General features: G+C 71.5%; 16 protein-coding genes and 1 pseudogene. 8 read left to right on the top strand and 9 right to left on the bottom strand.

Going from position 1 to position 18,057, the window contains the following annotated elements:
• Positions 1-15: 15 nt before the first annotated feature.
• The gene (locus ABFX51_RS07445; protein ID WP_346053007.1) at positions 16-1,431 is read left to right on the top strand and encodes an aldehyde dehydrogenase family protein; all 1,416 of its coding nucleotides are present in this window, start codon (positions 16-18) and stop codon (positions 1,429-1,431) included.
• Positions 1,432-1,438: 7 nt separating this feature from the next.
• Here ABFX51_RS07445 and ABFX51_RS07440 read toward each other — a convergent pair whose 3' ends face one another.
• From ABFX51_RS07440 to nicT, 6 genes are all read right to left on the bottom strand, one after another.
• On the bottom strand, positions 1,439-3,223 hold the full coding sequence (locus ABFX51_RS07440; protein ID WP_346053005.1) for a helix-turn-helix domain-containing protein: 1,785 nt from the start codon (positions 3,221-3,223) through the stop codon (positions 1,439-1,441).
• Positions 3,224-3,259: 36 nt separating this feature from the next.
• A complete protein-coding gene (locus tag ABFX51_RS07435) occupies positions 3,260-4,036 on the bottom strand; it encodes a DUF1963 domain-containing protein (RefSeq protein WP_346053003.1) in 777 nt (258 codons plus the stop codon).
• 191 nt (positions 4,037-4,227) lie between these two features.
• Positions 4,228-5,544 carry an MFS transporter gene (locus tag ABFX51_RS07430; RefSeq protein WP_346053001.1) on the bottom strand — a complete coding sequence of 439 codons (1,317 nt, stop codon included), beginning with the start codon at positions 5,542-5,544 and terminating at the stop codon, positions 4,228-4,230.
• Between the two features lie 24 nt (positions 5,545-5,568).
• A complete protein-coding gene (locus ABFX51_RS07425; protein WP_346052999.1) occupies positions 5,569-6,315 on the bottom strand; it encodes a 3-hydroxybutyrate dehydrogenase in 747 nt (248 codons plus the stop codon).
• Between the two features lie 828 nt (positions 6,316-7,143).
• Positions 7,144-8,163, bottom strand: coding sequence for a DUF4331 family protein (locus tag ABFX51_RS07420; protein WP_346052997.1), 1,020 nt, complete (start codon positions 8,161-8,163; stop codon positions 7,144-7,146).
• Positions 8,164-8,200: 37 nt separating this feature from the next.
• Complete coding sequence (gene nicT / locus ABFX51_RS07415; RefSeq protein WP_428832449.1) at positions 8,201-9,253, bottom strand: Nickel transporter NicT; 1,053 nt, start codon at positions 9,251-9,253, stop codon at positions 8,201-8,203.
• Between the two features lie 160 nt (positions 9,254-9,413).
• On the opposite strand from nicT, the gene ABFX51_RS07410 reads away from it, so the two are divergent.
• Positions 9,414-10,058: a response regulator transcription factor gene (locus tag ABFX51_RS07410; RefSeq protein WP_428832451.1), complete on the top strand. Its 645-nt coding sequence runs from the start codon at positions 9,414-9,416 to the stop codon at positions 10,056-10,058.
• Here ABFX51_RS07410 and ABFX51_RS07405 read toward each other — a convergent pair.
• The 3 genes from ABFX51_RS07405 to ABFX51_RS07395 are packed head-to-tail and all read right to left on the bottom strand — an operon-like array spanning position 10,039 to position 12,305.
• On the bottom strand, positions 10,039-10,404 hold the full coding sequence (locus ABFX51_RS07405) for a response regulator transcription factor (protein ID WP_346052991.1): 366 nt from the start codon (positions 10,402-10,404) through the stop codon (positions 10,039-10,041). The two genes, ABFX51_RS07410 and ABFX51_RS07405, sit on opposite strands and share 20 nt — an antisense overlap.
• Before the next feature lie 52 nt (positions 10,405-10,456).
• Entirely contained in the window at positions 10,457-11,497 is a 1,041-nt protein-coding gene (locus ABFX51_RS07400; protein WP_346052989.1) for a sensor histidine kinase, read from the bottom strand.
• The gene (locus tag ABFX51_RS07395) at positions 11,484-12,305 is read right to left on the bottom strand and encodes a helix-turn-helix domain-containing protein (protein WP_346052987.1); all 822 of its coding nucleotides are present in this window, start codon (positions 12,303-12,305) and stop codon (positions 11,484-11,486) included. The genes ABFX51_RS07400 and ABFX51_RS07395 overlap by 14 nt, the downstream gene beginning before the upstream one ends.
• Positions 12,306-12,385: 80 nt before the next feature.
• Between ABFX51_RS07395 and ABFX51_RS07390 the strand changes: the two genes are divergently transcribed.
• The 6 genes and pseudogenes from ABFX51_RS07390 to ABFX51_RS07365 form a co-directional block, all read left to right on the top strand.
• A complete protein-coding gene (locus ABFX51_RS07390; protein ID WP_346052985.1) occupies positions 12,386-12,994 on the top strand; it encodes a DUF1345 domain-containing protein in 609 nt (202 codons plus the stop codon).
• Position 12,995: 1 nt separating this feature from the next.
• Positions 12,996-13,871, top strand: a complete 876-nt coding sequence (locus ABFX51_RS07385) for a helix-turn-helix domain-containing protein (protein ID WP_346052984.1) — start codon at positions 12,996-12,998, stop codon at positions 13,869-13,871.
• A gap of 62 nt (positions 13,872-13,933) precedes the next feature.
• Positions 13,934-14,425, top strand: a complete 492-nt coding sequence (locus ABFX51_RS07380; RefSeq protein ID WP_346052982.1) for a (2Fe-2S)-binding protein — start codon at positions 13,934-13,936, stop codon at positions 14,423-14,425.
• A gap of 4 nt (positions 14,426-14,429) precedes the next feature.
• Positions 14,430-15,431 (top strand): FAD binding domain-containing protein, encoded by a 1,002-nt coding sequence (locus tag ABFX51_RS07375; RefSeq protein ID WP_346052980.1) that lies wholly within the window; start codon positions 14,430-14,432, stop codon positions 15,429-15,431.
• Positions 15,428-17,590: a xanthine dehydrogenase family protein molybdopterin-binding subunit gene (locus ABFX51_RS07370; RefSeq protein WP_346052978.1), complete on the top strand. Its 2,163-nt coding sequence runs from the start codon at positions 15,428-15,430 to the stop codon at positions 17,588-17,590. Before ABFX51_RS07375 ends, ABFX51_RS07370 begins: the two co-directional genes overlap by 4 nt.
• Positions 17,587-18,057: pseudogene (locus tag ABFX51_RS07365) on the top strand (hypothetical protein); the annotation flags it as partial. The gene ABFX51_RS07370 and the pseudogene ABFX51_RS07365, both read left to right, overlap by 4 nt.

Genomic DNA, 18,057 nt, shown 5'->3' with positions numbered 1-18,057 from the left:
AGTCAGGAGATCACCATGCACCACCTCATCGACAAGGTCTACCTCGACGGCGAGTTCGTCACCCCGCACGGTACGGAGCTGTTCGACCTGCACAACCCCGCGACGGGGAAAGTGATCGGACAGGTGCGGCTCGCCGACGAAGTGGACGTGGAAGCCGCCGTCGCCGCCGCGAAGCGCGCGCTTCCGGCCTGGTCCGCGACGTCCAAGGCGGAGCGGATCGACGCGTTGCGCCGGCTCCAGACCGCGGTCGCCGCGCACCGGGACGACCTCCTGGAAGCGGTCACCGTGGAGTACGGCGCGCCGCGACGCAACGCCTTCCTGGTCGACACGCCCGCCGGCGCCTTCGCCGACATGATCAAGACGCTGGAGGAGTTCGAGTTCACCCGTACGATCGGGCGGGCCACCGTGGAAATGACGCCGGTCGGTGTCGCCGGACTGATCACACCGTGGAACGCCGACGCGTTCTTCATCAGCGACAAGGTCGCCACCGCACTGGCCGCGGGCTGCACCGTCGTCTGCAAGCCCAGTGAGCTGAGCGCGACGCAGACGCAGGTGCTCACCGAGGCGCTGCACGAAGCCGGTCTGCCCCAGGGGGTGCTCAACATCATCACCGGGCGCGGCGACGTCGTCGGCTCCGCCCTCACACGGCACCCCGACGTCGCCAAGATCTCGTTCACCGGATCCACCGCGACCGGCAAGGTCATCGCGCGCGAGGCCGTCGGCACCTTGAAGCGCCTCACGCTGGAGCTGGGAGGCAAGTCCCCGTCGATCATCCTCGACGACGCCGACCCGGAGGAAGCGGTCACCGGGGCGCTCATGGCCGGGTTCGTCAACAGCGGCCAGGCCTGCGTCGCGGGCACGCGCATCCTCGTTCCCGAGAGCCGGCAGGACGAGCTGCTGTCCCTCATCGAGAAGAAGGTGGAGGAGGATTTCCGCACCGGCGACCCGCGGGACCCGGCCACCGCCATCGGCCCGATGGTCAGCGAGGGGCAGTGGGAACGCGTGCAGCGCTACCTGCACCGCGGGATCGAGGAGGGCGCCCGGGTGGTCGTCGGGGGTCCCGGCAGGCCGGACGGTCTCGAGGAGGGGTACTTCGTGCGCCCGACCGTGTTCGCCGACGTGACCAACGACATGACGATCGCCCGCGAGGAGATCTTCGGACCGGTGTTGTCGGTCATCGCCTACCGCGACGAGGACCACGCCGTCGAGATCGCCAACGACACCACCTACGGCCTGCACGCGTACGTGTTCTCGGCTGACCTCGAGCGAGCGCGGAACATAGCGTCACGACTCGAAGTCGGCCGGGTGGCGATCAACGGCGGTTACGAGCCGCTGTCGCCGTTCGGCGGGTTCAAGCAGTCCGGCATCGGGCGGGAATACGGTGTCTTCGGCCTTGAGGGCTTCCTCGAACCGAGGTCCGTGATGGTCTGACCGGCTCTCACCGAGCGGACCGTCGCAGGAGGTGTACGCGCAGTGCCAGCTGGACCTCCAGCGCCCGCGCCGGGGACTGCCAGTCCTCGCCGAGGAGCGAGGCCACGCGTTCGAGGCGTTGCACGACCGTGTTCACGTGGACGTGCAACGCCTCCTTCGCGCGCGTGAGGTTCCCGCCCGCCGCGAAGTACTCCTCCAGCGTCCGCACGAGTTCCGTGCCGCGGCGGGTGTCGTAGTCCAGCACCGGCCCGAGGGTCCGCCGCACGAAACCGTCCAGATCGCCCCGGTCGCCGAGCAGCACGCCGAGGAAACCCAGCTCCGCGGCCGACGCGCCCTCGCCGGTGCGGCCGAGCGCGAGCAGCGCCCGCAGGCACCGCAGTGCCTCCGCGTGCGCCTCGGCGATCGCGGCGGGGCCGCTCGCCGGGCCCCCGGCCCCCACGGTCACCGGACTGTCCACAACGGACCCCAGCTGCGTGGCGAGCCGCGGCGCGAGCGACGGGTCCTCGGCGCGCACCAGCAACACCACCTCGTCCGCGTGGCTCCCCGCGAGCGCGGCGTGCCGTGCGGCGGCCATCGCGAGCCGGGTGCGGGACACGGATTCCGCGTGGGCGACCAGCACGACGTGTGGTTCCGTCAGGTCCACGCCGAGGCGTGCCGCGCGGGCGACGAGCGCCGCCGGGTTGCGGCCCGGGGCGGTCAGCAGGTCGCTCAGCAGCTCGCCGCGCACCTCGTCCTCGGCCTTCGCGACCGAGCGGCGCAGCATGAGCAGCAACGCCGTCACGACCGCGGCCCGTTCGAACAACCGTCGGTCGGCGCCGACCAGCTCCGGGCGCCCGGCGAGCACGATGCTGCCCAGCGGTTCCGGCCCGGCCTGGACCGCGCACACCCACACCCCGTTACCCGTCACCGACCGCCCGGTCGCGCGTGACGCAGCGACCGCCTCGGCGGACGGCGGGACGACGGGCGCGCCCGCGGAGGCCAGCGGAACCCCGTCGGCGTCGAACAACCCGATCGCCCCGTGCAGCACGTCCGCCACGGCGGCCGCGACGTCGGGCACGTCCCCGCCGCGCAGCACGAGGTCCATCAGCCGGTCGTGGGCCTCCTCGGCGCGCTGGACGGCCGCGCTGTGCGAGCTGATCTCGTCGAGCAGGCGGGCGTTGTCCAGCGCGATCGCGGCGTGGTCGGCCAGCGACTGCAGCAGCGCGACCTCGTCCGGGGTGAACTCGCGCGGGGTGCGGTCGGACGCGTACAGCACCCCGATCACCTCGGCGCCCAGCGACAGCGGCACCCCGAGGATGGCGGCCAGCCCTTCGTCGCGCACGGCGTCGTCGATGGGACCGGTGTGCTGGAACCGGCTGTCGCGGAAGTAGTCCGGGCTGGCGTAGGGCCGGGCGGTCTGCGCGACGAGGCCGCCGATGCCCTCGCCCATGCCGAGCACGACCTCCTTGAACAGCTGCGAAACGCAGCCGTCGGTCACGCGCATGTACGTCCGGCCCGCGGCCTCGTCGTTGAGGCTCAGGTACGACACGTCGGCGCCGAGCAGCGTCCGGGCGCGGCGCACGATGGACCGCAGCACCGCGTCCGGGTCGTGCAGCCGCGCCAGGTCGCTCGCCGTGTCGAACAGGGCGGTCAGCTCGGCCTCGCGGCGGCGGTGGGCGCTCAGCGTCGCGGAGATCCGCAGCGCCAGCTCGGTCGCCTTGGCGAGTTCCGGGTTGCCCGCGCCGACCTCGGCGAGCTGCTCGCTGCCCGCCCCGCCGGCGAGCAGGTCGAGCAGTCGCAGCACGTCATCCACAGGTGCATCGTCTCACTTGTGCGCTCTCGTCTGCGCCTACTCGCTGAACATGGTGAACGAGCGCATCCGGTCGAAGCGCTTGGCGGCGAGATCATCGCGACTGATCAGGAAGCACCCGTAGTGGACGTCGCTCTGCGTGTAGAACTGGACGAGCGGTACCCATTCCCGGATCAACCGGTCCTCCTCCGCGTCACGCAAGCGGAATCGCTCCGACCTTGGAAGGTCCGGGTTGGCTTCGAGCCGGTCCCTGAGGTTGGCCTTCGCCATCACCGTCCAAGGAGAGTCCGAGCCGCCGATCTCCTCGCAGTACCCGCCGAAGCGGAACGTGACGCCCTCGCGCGGCGGCCAGAGCTCGTCGACCAGTTCGCACAGCTCGTCGACGTGCTTCAGCTCGTCGAACAGCTGCTTCACGGAATCCGGCTCGAATTGGACGTCGCGCTCTTCCAGCCACTCCGGCAGTTCCGGCGCGACCCATGCGGAAAGCGGGTATTCGGGGGTGAGGAACGGAATGTTCGGGTCGTGGGAAAAAACGGTGTCGTGGCCGGGCGGTGGAGGCGCCACCACCGTCTCCGTGCCTGCCGGAACGTACAGGACCTGTGCGGCCCCCGCCGTGCCCGAGGTGCAAATCGCGTCGAAGTCGTCATCCTGGTTCAGGAAGAAGAGCAGCGAGCCGTCCGCGGGCAGGGGAAGCCCCCTGCCCGGGGAAGGGCCGCGCAGTCCACGGAGGCGATGAACGGCAACGGGTTTTCGATCTCGCTGCCCGGCCAGGCAATGTCCGCCGGTAACCGGGAAGTCCTCCAGCCTGCCCGACAACCTCCTCGCCCTCGTCGCTCGTACTCGCCCAGACCGCGAATCTGAGCTGATCGGAGAATTTGTCGATCTCATCGGGCGGAATACCCCGTTCTGTCGCCGCGCGGCGGAATTGCTCGTAACGATCCATGGCGCAGCATGGTGGCAGATCGGTGGAGGGGCAGTTCAGGATGAGCCGGCGTGCCGACACGCGTTCAGGAAACACCACTCAGCGTGCCCTCGGCCGCCTCGTCGTGGAGGGAGGTGCGTGCCGTTTCGCGGGCGGTGAGCAGGGCGAGCACCGTGAGCACGCACATCGCGACCACGTACAGCGACACCGCCGTCGTGCCGCCGGAGCTCTTGAACAACGCCACCGCGACGATCGGGGCGAGCGCGCCGGCCGCGATGGACGACAGCTGCCCGCCGACCGACAGGCCCGTGTACCGCACGCGGGTGGCGAACTGCTCGGCGAAGAACGCGGCCTGCGGGCCGTACATCGCGCCGTGCAGGACCAGGCCGATCGTCGCGGAGAGGGCGATCAGCGCCGGCGATCGCGTGTCGAGCAACGCGAAGAACCCGAACGCCCAGCCCGCCATCGCGACCGCGCCGAACAGGTACACCGGCTTGCGGCCGATCCGGTCCGACAGGGCGCCCCACAACGGGATCGTGACGAAGTGCACCGCCGACCCGATCAGCACCGCGTTGAGCCCGGCCGACTTGCTCAGGCCCAGCCCGGTGGTGACGTAGACGAGGATGAACGCGGTGAGCACGTAGTACGACACGTTCTCCGCCATCCGCGCGCCGATCGTGATCAGCACCTGGCGCCAGCTGTCGCGGAAAACCTCGACGACCGGGACGTGCGCCCGCTTCTCCGCCTTGCGCTGCGCCGCGAGGAACACCGGCGACTCCGTGACCGAAAGCCGGATCCACAGGCCGATCACGACGAGCACACCCGACAGCAGGAACGGGATCCGCCAGCCCCACGACGCGAACGCCGCGTCCGGCTGCACCGCCGCGAGCACCGCGAGCACGGCCGTCGCCAGCAGGTTCCCGCCGGGCGCGCCGCACTGCGGCCACGATGCCCAGAACCCGCGCCGCCGGTCGTCCCCGTGCTCGGACACGATCAGCACCGCGCCGCCCCACTCGCCGCCGAGCGCGAAGCCCTGGACCAGCCGCAGCAGGGTGAGCAGCACGGGCGCGGCCGCGCCGACGGCGGCGTAGGTCGGCAGCACGCCCATCGCCGCCGTCGAACCGCCCATCAGCAGCAGGCTGAACACCAGCAGTTTCTTGCGGCCCACCTTGTCACCGAAGTGCCCGAACACCAGCCCGCCGAGCGGCCGGGCGAGGAACCCGATGGCGTAGGTGGCGAACGACAGCAGCGTGCCGGTGAGCGGGTCGGAGCCCGGGAAGAACAGCTTGTTGAAGATGAGGGCGGCGGCCGAGCCGTACAGGAAGAAGTCGTACCACTCGATGGTCGTCCCGATGAGGCTCGCGGCGACGACCTTCGCGATGCGTGGTCTGGGCAAGGTCAACACTCCTTTGTGTCGCAGGGTTTTTCAGGCAGCGGTCCAGCCGCCGTCGAGGGACAGGGAGATCCCGGTGACGTGCCGCGCGTGCTCACCGCACAGCCACCGCACGGCCTCGGCGACCTCACCGGGGTCGAGCAGCTCCTTGATCGCCGCCCGGTGCAAGAGGACTTCACCGACCACTTCGGACTCCGCGATCCCGTGGGTGGCGGCCTGGTCGCGGATCTGGTCGCGCACGAGCGGGGTGTCGACGTAGCCGGGGTTGACGCAGTTGCTCGTCACCCCGTGCGGTGCGCCTTCCAGTGCGGCCACTTTGGACAGTCCTTCGAGCGCGTGCTTCGCCGCGACGTAGGCGGCCTTGAACGGGCTGGCACGCAGGCCGTGCACGCTGGAAATGTTCACGATCCGGCCGTAGCCGCGCTCGTACATGTGCGGCAGGACCTGGCGCATCAGCAGGAACGGTGCCGTGACCATGACCTGTTGCACCCGGGTGAACACCTCGGGCGGGAACTCGGTCAGCGGCGCGACGTGCTGGAAACCGGCGTTGTTGACGAGGATGTCGACCTCGCGGGGCAACGCGTCGACGGCGGCGGGGTCCGCGAGGTCGGCGGTGTGGGCCCACCCCCCGGTCTCGGCGGCGACGCGTTCGGCGGCGGCGCCGTCGATGTCCACGACGTGCACCTTCGCGCCCGCGTCTGCCAGCGCGTGCACGCACGCGCGCCCGATCCCGCTGCCCGCGCCCGTGACCAGGGCGGTCCGGCCGTCCAGTTCGTTCATAGCGACCGACGGTAAGCGGACGGGAGCCGAGGGGGTATGTGGTTGGGCTACACAGTGTTGCGTGGGGAGGTGGTGAGGGGCGCTATGGTGGGGTGTGGGGTTGTCTCGCTGGTGGGTCGAGCGACTGGGGGCGGGGTGTTCGTGGGCTTGGGGGTGGCTGGCTCGCGGTCGATGCCCAGGCGGATGGGACGGACGCTATGGCGGCGGGGGGTGCCGGGTTTGCCGGTATCCCGCTGGAAGGTGGGGTGCCCGGGTTTGCCGGTACCCCGCCGAGGGGGTGAAGGCATTGGGGCACGTGGGGAGCGTGCTCGGCTGAGGTGGCTGACTCCCGGCTGGCGCGGGGGCGGGGCGGAGGAACGTCACCACGGCGGGGTGCCGGGCTAGCCGGTATCCCGCCGGAAGGTCGAGCGACTGGGGCAGGTAGGGGGAGCGTGCTTGTCGGCTTCGGGGAGCGTGCTTGCCGGTTTCGGGGTGGCTGGCTCGCAGTCGGTGTGGAGGCGGGTTGGAGGAACGTCACCACGATGTGGTGCTGGGGTTTGCCGCGACCCCGTGGAGGGGGTGAAGTCACTGGGGGCACGTGGGGAGTGTGCTTGTCGGTTTCGGGGTGGCTGGCTCGCAGTCGGGGCTGAGGCGGGTTCGGGCGGACGCCACAGTGGCTGGGTGCGCGGGTTTGCCGGTACCCCGCCGAGGGGGTGAAGCCACGGGGCATGTGGGGAGCGTGCTCGGCTGAGGTGGCTGACTCCCGGCTGGCGCCGGGGCGGGGCGGGGCGGGGCGGAGGAACGTCACCACGGCGGGGTGCCGGGCTCGCCGGTACCCCGCCGCGGGGATCAAGCCACCGGCGGCACGTAGGGGAACGTGCTCGTCGGCTTCGAGGTGACCGACTCCCGGCCGATGCCTAGGCGGATGGGGGTGTTGGCGGCGGTGGAGAACATGACGTCGGGGGCGTTGTCGGTGAGGGTGCGGCCGTTCCACTCCGCGAAGCCGAACGACGCGGGGGTGCCCACGGTGTACGGCAGGACGTTGGGAAAGAACTTGTGTGCCAGCTTCTCCCCGTACGCCTGCGGGTCCTCGGCCGTTCCGTATGCGGCGACGACGCCCGCGATCTCCTTGCTCACCAGATCGCCGTAGGTCGCGTAGTCGTCCGACGGGACGCCGGCGTTGAGGCGGTCGCCGAGGTCCTCGTTGAACTGCGTGAACAGCGGGTGGATCATCGGCAGGCCCACGCGGTTGATCGAGCGCCAGCCACCCGCGTCCGTGGCGAGCGTGGCCACCGCCCAGACCCCGATGCGGCCCGAGCCCAGCTCCGCGTCCGGCACCTCCAGCACGATGGAGTACACCGTGTGCCCGGCGAAGAGGTTGGTCGCCTGCGCCTCGGTCCACTCGCCGAGGTCGACCTTCGTGCCGTCCTGGAACGCGTGGCCCACCGCGTGCAGCACGTCGGGCTCGATCCAGAACGGGTCGCCCGCCTTGCCGGTCCACACACGCAGTCCGGACGCCCCCGTGACGGCGTCCCCCGTGACTCCCTCGGCGACGACCTCACCCTGCGCGAAGGCGTCCGTCGCCTCGGCGCCGGTCAGGCGCCGCACCACGTAGGTCTGGTTGCCCCGCTCGTCGCGTTCCCCGAAGACGAACCGGTAGGTCAGGTTCTCCACGGCGTCACCGTCGGTGTCCACTTTGAACTCGTACATGCCCTCGGGGTGGTAACCGGGCACGGGGATGTCCCCGGCCAGCGAGTGGCACACGTTGATGACGAACACCGTGCCGGTCTCGCCGCGGAACACGTACAGGTCGGTGATGTCGAGGCGGACGTCCTGACGCGCGATGGGCGAGTCGAGGTGGTGTGACATGGTTTTCTCCTTGTGATAGCGAAATTCCCGGTCAGGATCAGGAAGGGCGACCGGGCGACCAGCGCCGCTCGATCCGCCCGAAGCGCCAGACGAGCGCGGCCACCAGCCAGGTCACGGCGAACAGGCCGGCCACCGCGAACCCGAGCGTGTTGAGGTCGAGGCCCGCGTTCCACGACCAGAACGCGCCGGACCAGCCGAACTCACCGGACAACACGGACAGCAGCTCGGCCGCACCGACCAGCACGGCGACCGCGACGGACAGCCCGGTGACGGTGAGGTTGTAGTAGATCTTGCGCACGGGGTTGGCGAAGGCCCAGCCGTAGGCGAAGTTCATGAACGACCCGTCGACCGTGTCGAACAACGTCATCCCCGCCGCGAACAACACCGGCAGGCACAGCACGGCGTACCACGGCAGCCCCGCGATGGTCGCCGACCCGGCGAGGACGAGCAGCGCGACCTCCGTCGCGGTGTCGAACCCCAGCCCGAACAACAGCCCCAGCGGGTACATGTGCCACGGCTTGCCGATCGCCTTCGTGAACCGGCCCAGCAAGCGGTTCAGCAGCCCGCGGTTCGCCAGCTCGTGCTCCAGCGCGGCCTCGTCGTAGGACCCGGAACGCAGGCCCCGCAACACCTTCAGGATGCCGGCGAGGATGCCCACGTTGACGGCGGCGATCAGCAGCAGGAACGCGCCCGACACCGACGTGCCGATGAGGGACGTGTAGTGGTGCAGCGCCGAATTGCCGTCCCGCAGCGGGCCGATCACCGCCCGCACGCCCAGCGACAGCAGCAGCGCGAGCCCGAACACGACGCTGGAATGGCCCAGCGCGAAGAAGAACCCGACCGACAGCGGGCGCTGCCCCTGGTGGATGAGCTTGCGCGTCGTGTTGTCGATCGCGGAGATGTGGTCGGCGTCGAACGCGTGCCGCATACCGAGCGTGTAGGCGGTGAACCCGACGCCCAGCCCGAGCGCCCGCGTCCCGGACAGGAGCACGAGCGCGCCCCAGCCCACCACGTGCAGTCCCACGATCACGGCGGCCATCCCGCCCAGCCGGCCGCGTTCCCGCGTCGACAGCGGCCGTCTGGTCGGCATCGTCGTCATGGTCGTCTCTCCCGGGGGAATCCGAAGTGGACTTGCTGACGTCCAGCCTGCCCGCGCCGTCGTCCCGCCACCATGAAGTGCACCCCAGACTTTTACTGGGGTTTTCCACAGGTCCCGGAATCCGTTATATGCTCCGGAAGTGGGTGCGGAGATCAGAGTCGTCGTCGGTGAGGACCAGGCGCTGGTGCGGGAGGGCATCGTGCGGATGCTCGAACGCGCGGGCTGCACGGTGGTGGCCGCGGTCGGCACGGCGACCGAACTCGTGCACGAGGCGCGGCAGCACAAACCGGACGTCGTGATCACCGACATCCGGATGCCGCCGCGGTTCGACGAGGCGGGGCTGCGGGCCGCCATCGAGATCCGGTCCACCGAACCGGGGATCGGCGTGATCGTGTTGTCCCAGTACCTCGACGACGCGTACGCGATGGATCTGGTGGGGGACCGCGCGGAGGGCGTCGGCTACCTGCTGAAGGAGAAGGTGGCGAGCCCGGACCTGCTCATCGACGCGGTCCGCCGGGTCGCGGACGGCGGTTCGGCGCTCGACCCCGACGTGATCGCCCGGCTCGTCGGGCGCAAGCGGGCGAGCGGCCCGCTCGACACGCTCACGCAGCGGGAGCGGGAGGTGCTCGCCCTGATGGCGGAGGGCCATTCGAACTCGGGCATCGCGGCCAAACTCGTCGTCACCGTACCCGCCATCGAGCGGCACGTGACGGGGATCTTCGGCAAGCTGGGCCTGACGGACGCGGCGACCGGGCACCGGCGGGTGCTGGCCGTGCTCAAGTACCTCGGGCGGTGAACAGCCCGGCGAGGTCGGCCCCGACGAGCTGGTCCTTCGGGACGAACGCGCGGACACCGGCCTCGGCCAGCGTGCGCTGGGGGTAGCCGGGGGAGTCCGTGGACGTCAGCACGACGCTCGGGGCGGCCGGTTCGCGGCTGATCCGCTCCGCGAGCGTGAGCCCGTCGGTGTCGGGCAGGTTCAGGTCCAGCAGCACGCCGTCGGGACGGCGGGCGCGGATCTCGGTCAGTGCCTGGTCGCCGTCGGCCGCGTCGCCGACCACCTCGAACCCGCGGACGGCGAGCAGCCGGCCCGCCACCCGCCGGAACCCCGGGTCGTCGTCGACCACCAGCACCGTGAAACCCATGTCCCCAGCTTCTCCCGCCGGAACGGTGTCCGCAATGGGGCAAACCCCACGCTCAGGCGAGGGGCACCGCGGCACGCAGGGTGGTGCCCCCGCCCGGTGGCGAGGACAGGGAGAAGTGGCCGTCGAGCGCGGTGATCCGGTCGGCGATGCCGATCAGGCCCGTGCCGGGGCCGTCGAGCCCGGCGCCACCGGCCCCGTCGTCGCGGACTTCGAGCTTCAGCGTGGTGTCGTCCGCGCTGAGGTCGATGCGGATCTCGCCGGCGCGGGCGTGCTTGACGGCGTTGGTGATCGCCTCCGACACCACGAAGTACGCGTTGACCTCGACGGTCTGCGGGAGCCGCCGGGACAGGCTGCCGGTGATCACCACGGGCAGCGGTGTGCGTGCGGCCAGCGCCTCGACCGCGGGCACGAGCCCGCGTGAGGTGAGGATCGCCGGGTGGATCCCGGCGACGAGGTCCCGCAGGTCGTCGATCGCGGCCTGCGCCTGCTTGATCGCGTCGTCGACCAGCTCGGCTTCGCCGGGCGGGAACTCCTCGCGGGCCAGCTGGAGGCCGATCAGCAGCGCGACGAGCCGTTGCTGCACGCCGTCGTGGAGGTCGCGGGCCATCTGGCGGCGGACCTCCGCGGTGTTCTCCACGATGCGCCGCTGCGCCGCGCGGGACTCCACCGCCCGCACCTCGGCCGCGTCGCGTTCGCGGATCATCCGCTCGGCCGCCCGCCGTTCGGTCAGGTCGGTGAAGGAGTAGACCAGAGCGGGGCTGCCGTCGAGGTCGAGCGGCGCGGACCACCAGGCGATCGGGAACAGCGAGCCGTCCCGCCGCACGAACCAGTCGTCGTCGCCGTGCGCCGGCTCGCCCGTCAGCCGCGGCCGGAGCATGGGGCACTCCGCCGCGGGGTACGGCTCTCCCGTGACCCGCTTGTAGTGCACGGTTTCGTGGCTGGGCAGGCCGCGCAGCTGCGACAGGTCGTCATAGCCCAGTGCGCTCACCGCGGCCTGGTTCGCGAACAGGATGAGGCCCTCGGCGTCCACCACCCACACCGGCTGCGGCACGCTGTCGAGCACCAGCGGCAGCAGCGCCTCAACCGACTTCATGACCGGCCCGCAGCGATCCCAGCAGTGCCAGGCGTTCCTCGGTCGCGCTGCCCGGCGGCGCCTGGAAGATCTTGAGCTGCTGCCCCGGCGCGCTGTTCACCGTGAACGAGTGGTACGTCAGGTCAAGCTCGCCCACCTGCGGGTGCCGGATCCGCATCGGCTCGTGCTTCTTGTCGCGGACCTCGTGCCGGGACCACAGGCGGACGAACTCGGCGCTCTTCACCGTCAGCTCGCCGATCAGGTCGGTCAGCCGCGGGTCGTCCGGGTCCTCGCCCGCGGCCACGCGCAGCGCCGCGACTCCCTTGCGCGCCACCGCTTCCCAGTCGCTGTAGAACTCCGGCGCGCACGGGTCGAGGAAGCAGAACCGCGCGAGGTTGGGCTCCGGCCCGGCGGGCGCGTACAGCGCCTGCGCGAGCGGGTTCGCGGCAAGAACGTCGAGCAGCGGCCCGACGACCATCGCCGGGGTGTGCGTCCAGGTGTCCATGAGCCGCCGCAGGTCCTCCTCCACCCGGGTGACCCGGCGCCTGCGCGGACGCGGCCGGGCGAGGCGGTACAGGTGCTCCACCGCTTCGGCGTCCAGGCCGAGGACCTCGGCGAGGGACCGCAGGACCTGGTCGGACGGGTTGCGCTCCCGGCCCTGCTCCAGCCGCGCGAGGTAGTCCGTGCTGATCCCCGCCGTCGTCGCCACGTCCTCGCGCCGCAGGCCGGTGCCCCGCCTGCGGCCCGAGTCGGCGAAGCCCAGGTGCGCGGGATCGGCGACGGTGCGCCGCGCCCTGATGAACTCGCCCAGCCGGTTGTCCTCCTCCACAGTGCGAGCGTAAGCAGTCCGGGGGCCACGACGGTAGGAGTGGCACTCCCAGTCAACACGTTCGGTACTGTCCGCGACTCGTGCTGAACAAGGCCCGTGCCGTGGTGTCCCGGCTGCTCGAAATCGCGCTGCTCGCCGTCGGCGTGTGCGTGTTCCTGTTCGACAGCCCCGTTTTCATCGCCTGCTGGGACCTGCTGGCGGTGGGTTACCTCGCCTCCCGCATCGGGCGGCTGGTGCGGAGACCGGGCGGGCCGCGGTGGCGGGAGCACCTCCTCGGCGGCCGGGGAGGACTGTTCTTCACAGTGTTCACCAGCATGGTCGGCATCACGTCGGGGCTGACGATCGTGCTGGGCACCGGTGACGCGAGCAGCGATCTGGTCGCGCGCGTTTTCGGTGTGCCGGCGGTGCTCCTGGCGTGGGCGATCCTCCACTTCGGATACGCCGAGCGGTACGCGCACGCGTACTACCGGTCACTGCCGGAGCGCCAGTTCGCCTTCCCCGGCACGGAGACCCCGGTGTTCGCCGACTTCGCCTACTTCGCGTTCACCGTGGGCACCACGTTCGCGGTCTCCGACGTGGAAACCCTCACGACAGCGGCGCGCACGCGCGTACTCTCACACGGGGTGCTGAGTTTCCTCTACAACACCGCGACGCTCGGCGTCGCCATCGGCGTGCTCACCGGAGGATGACGTGTTCGGCGCACTGGCTTTCGACCTGGACTCGGTCGCGCGGCTCCGGTTGTGCAGCTGGCGGGACAACGGCTGGCGGTCGCTGCTCGTCCGCTCGTACGCGAACTCCCCGGTCGCGGAGGAGGTCCTGCTGCCCGCGACCGCGGAGCAGACCCTCGTGCTCATCACCGAGGGCACCAAGACCATCGAGTCGAAGAACGGCGCTCGTTGGCACAGCGCCGAATACGGACCCGGCCGGATCGGGATGACCGCGCCCCACCACGATTCGCACCTGCGCTGGCGGGGGCCGGGCCCCACCGAAAGCATCCACGTGTACCTGCCCGCGGGGTTGCTGGAGCGGACTGCGGCGGAGCTGTACGGCCGCGACGCCTCCCGGGTCAGCCGTCCCGACGCCCTCGTCGCGGACGATCCGGTGCTCGCGGCCGTCGTCGCCGGGCTCGGTGACGCCGCGCTCGCCGGGGCCGACGAGCTGTACGCGGAGACGGCGGCGGCGTTCCTGGCGGCGCACCTGCTGACCCGGCACGCGTCCGCGCCCGCCCCGGCGCCCGTGCGGAGCGAGGACCTCCGGGTGCGGCAGGCGATCGCGTTCATGCGCGACAACCAGCACCTGCCGCTGACGCTCGCCGAGATCGCCGCGGCCGTCGAGCTGAGCCCGTTCCACTTCCTCCGCGTGTTCAAGACCGCCACCGGGCAGACGCCCTACCGGTTCCTCAACGGGATCCGGCTCGGCCAGGCCCGCCGCTACCTGACGCGCACCGACCTGCCCGTGACGGAGATCGCTCATCTGTGCGGGTTCGCCACGCCTTCGCGCCTGGCCACGGCTTTCCGGCGGGAAACCGGGGTCACGCCCACGGTCTACCGCAGCCGGCAGCAATAAACGGGGGCACCCGCAGCAAGCAGGGGAAAGCGCGGTGCGGCAGGCGGACCTACTGTCGCGGCATGACCGACGACGCCACCGCGGAGCTGTCCTGCACCGTCAACGGGCAGGAGGTCCGCCTGCGGGTGGATCCCCGCGAATCACTGCTCGACGTGCTGCGTGAGCGGCTCGTCCTGACCGGCACGAAGAAGGGCTGCGACCAGGGCCACTGCGGTGCGTGCACGGTGCACGTGGACGGCAGGCGGGTCGTGTCGTGCCTGACCCCGGCGGTCCAGGCCGCCGGGCGCGAGGTGACGACGATCGAGGGCGTCGCCGGGCCGGACGGCGGGCTGCACCCGCTGCAGCGGGCGTTCATCGACCACGACGCGCTCCAGTGCGGGTACTGCACCCCGGGGCAGATCATGTCGGGGCTGGCCTGCATCGCCGAGGGGCACACCACAGACGACGACCAGATCCGCGAGTACCTCAGCGGCAACATCTGCCGGTGCGGTGCCTACGTCGCGATCGTCGCCGCGGTGCGGGAAGCCGCCGACGCGGCGCGGAACGGGGCGTGACGCCATGCGGTCCTTCGCTTACGTGGTCCCGGAAACCGTGGACGCGGCCGTCGACGCGCTGCGCTCGGCGGTGCCGGGCACGAAGATCCTCGCCGGTGGCACGACGTTGTACGACCTGATGAAGCTGGGCATCGAGGCGCCGCCCGCCGTCATCGACGTGCACCGCCTGCCCGGCCTGGACGGGATCGAGACCGGTGCGGACGAGCTGATCTTCGGCGCGGGCGCCCGGATGGCCGACGTCGCCGACCACCCCGTCGTCCGCGCCGACTACCCGGCGCTGTCGGAGTCGTTGTGGCGCGCGGCTTCCCAGCAGTTGCGCAACATGGCGACGGTGGGCGGCAACCTGTTGCAGCGCACGCGCTGCGCCTACTTCCGCGGGGGCCCGGAGTTCCCGTGCAACAAGCGGAACCCGGGCAGCGGCTGCGCCGCGATCGGCGGCCACGACCGGGCGCACGCGCTGCTCGGCGGCTCCGACGCGTGCATCGCGACCTACCCCGGTGACTGGGCGATCGCGTTGCTGGCGGTCGACGCCGTGGTCGACGTGGTCGGCCCGGAGGGTGCGCGCACCGTGCCGCTGGCCGAACTGCACGTCGAGCCGGGCGAGGACCCGGCGCGCGAGCACACGCTGGCCGCGGACGAGCTGATCGTGCGCATCCGCGTGCCCGCGACCGCCGTGGGCCGGGGCTCGACCTACCACAAGATCCGCGACCGGGAGTCGTACGCGTTCGCGCTGGCTTCGACCGCCGTCGCGCTGACCCTCGACGAGCAGGGCGTCGTCGGGGAGTGCCGGATCGCGCTGGGCGGCGTCGCCACCCGGCCGTGGCGGGCCACCGCCGCCGAGGAGTACCTGTCGGGCCGCGCGATGACGCCGGAAAACGCCAGGAGAGCCGGGGAGATCGCGTTCGAGGGCGCGCGTCCCGGCAACTACAACGGGTTCCGAGTCGAACTGGGCATCCGCACGGTCGCTGACGCGGTGCGCATTGCCGGAGAGCGAGCCAGCAGATGACCGCCATCGACAACCGCCGCGTCGACGCCTACGACAAGGTGACCGGCAGGACCGCCTACGGTGCGGACCGGGTGCCCGAAGGCGTCGCCCACGCGATGTTCGCGATCGCGCGCGTCGGCAAGGGCCGGATCGTGTCGATCGACACGACGGCCGCCGAGGCCGTGCCCGGTGTGCGCCTCGTGGTGACCCGGTTCGAGCCCGGTGAGCTGGCCGAGGGCAGCTTCATCATGGGCGGCGGGTACGGGTTCCAGAGCTTCCAGCCGCTGCTGGGGGACCGGGTCGCCTACCGGGGCCAGCCCATCGCGCTCGTCGTCGCCGACACGCTCGTCGCCGCGACGGAGGCCGCGGACCTCGTGACCGCGGAGTACGAGCCGGAGCCGTTCGCGGTCGGGCTCGACGCCGAGGGCGCGGAAACCGTGGTGCAGGAGGAGGCGATCCCGCTGCCGTTCCTGGCCGACATCAAGGTCGGGGACGCGGACGCGGCGTTCGAGTCGAGCCCGGTGCGCATCGAGGGCACCTACGAACACGCGCCGCAGCACCAGGTGCCGATGGAGCTGATCAGCAGCGTCGTCGAATGGCGTGGCGACACCGTGGTGGTGCACGAGGGCACGCAGAACGCGGGTGCGCTGCGGGGCGGGCTGGCCCGGCAGCTGGGCATCGACCCGGCCAACGTCGAGATCCGCTCGCCGTACGTCGGCGGCGGGTTCGGGCAGAAGAACTCGCTGCAACCGCACCTCGGGCCGCTGGCCGTCGTCTCGCGGCGGCTCGGCCGACCGGTGAAACTGGTGCTGCCGCGGCTGCAGACGTTCCACGCGGCCAGTTTCCGGCCGACCACCCGGCACACCGTGCGGCTCGGCGCCGACACGTCCGGGCGGCTGCTGGCGGCCGTGCACGAGGTGGACCAGCAGACGTCCCGGCACGATCTTTTCCCCTGCACCGCAACGGAGATCACGTCCCGGCTGTACGCCGTGCCGGCGTTCCGCGGCCGCCAGCGGCTGGTGCGGACCGACGTGCAGACGCCGGGGTACATGCGGGCGCCCTTCGAAAGCCCGGCGGCGTTCGCCTTCGAGTCTGCGATCGACGAACTCGCGTACGCCACGGGGCAGGACCCGGTGGCGCTGCGGCTGGCCAACGACACGGCGCTGGATCCGGTGACGGGCAACCCGTTCTCGAGCCGCCACCTCGCCGAGTGCCTGCGCCGGGGTGCCGAGCGCTTCGGCTGGGCGGAGCGGAACCCCGAGCCCGGGTCGATGGTGGCCCCGGACGGGGCGACGATCGGGTGGGGCGTCGCGGCGGGGGCGTACCCGTGCAACGTCGCGCCCGCGGTCGCGCACCTGTCGGCCGCGGCGGACGGCAAGGTGACGGTGAGCGTCGACGGGCACGAGATGGGGCAGGGCATCCGCTCGGCCATCGCGTTGACCGTGGCGAGGGACCTCGGCATCCCGGTCGCGGACGTCGTCGTGGTGGTCGGTGACACACGCGTGGCGCCGCAGCACCTGACGGCGGGCTCGTGGGGCACGGCGACGGCGCTGCCCGCTGTCCAATCAGGACTCGTCGAGCTGCGGAAACACCTGAACGCGGCGGCTTCCGGGGACGTGGACGTGGCGGCGTGCGTCGCCGCGGCGGGCGGGCCCGTGGAGGTCGAGGTGAACTCGCTGCCGGAGATGCTGGAACGCTCGCGTGCCGGGCTGGTGTCGATCGCCGGACCGGAGTTCGGGGAGTTCAGCTCGTTCAGCTGGATCGCGCACTTCGTCGAGGTCCGGATCGAAGCGGGCACGCGGCGGATCCGCGTGCCGAGGGTGGTCAGCGTCGCCGACTGCGGCCGCGTGGCGAGCCCGGTGACGGCGGCCAGCCAGGTGCGCGGTGCGGTGGTGTGGGGCATCGGGGCGGCGTTGCGTGAGGAGAGCGAGGTCGACGAGCGGTTCGGCGGCTTCCTCAACACGACGCTGGAGGAGTACCCGGTCCCGGTCAACGCGGACGTGCACAGCATCGACGTCGGTTTCATCGACGAGCCGGACCCGTTGTTCAACGCGGCGGGCGTGAAGGGGCTCGGCGAGGTCGCGATGGTCGGCGTCGCCGCGGCGATCGCCAACGCGGTGCACCACGCGACCGGACGGCGGCCGCGCAGGCTGCCGATCCGCCTCGAGCACGTGCTGTGACCCGCCCGGCGGTCAGCGCCCCGGACGCACTGTCGCCGGAGGCGCTCGCCGACGCGAGGCGGTCCCAGCCGTGGCGGGGGCTGCGGGGCCTGGTGTTCGTCCTGCCCGTCGCCGCGGCACTCGTCGTGGGGGCGGGCGGGCCGGCGCACTCGGCCGCCGTGCTCGCCCCGGCGGTCACGTTCGCGCTGCCGCTCGTGGCGATGATCGCGTTCTGGTGGGAGGACTGGCCGGGCAGCCTCGCGCGGCCCGGCTGGTCCGGCCTGTACGACACGCTCCTCGTCATCGCGGGCGGTGCCGTGCTGACGTGGCTCGGGAAGTCCATTGTGGCCAGTCCGCTTCCGTTGGCCGGTGGCATCTTCACGATCATGCTGCAGCTGACCCTCGTCTGCGAACGGTGGCCGCTCGCCGGGCTAAGAGATCAGTTCAGAATGAGCTTGCGTAGGCAGATGATTGAGCAGGCCACGCTG

It is taken from the genome of Amycolatopsis dongchuanensis (assembly GCF_039542405.1).
Classification (GTDB): Bacteria; Actinomycetota; Actinomycetes; order Mycobacteriales; family Pseudonocardiaceae; genus Amycolatopsis_E; species Amycolatopsis_E sacchari.
This window is presented reverse-complemented; position numbering and strand designations above follow the sequence as displayed.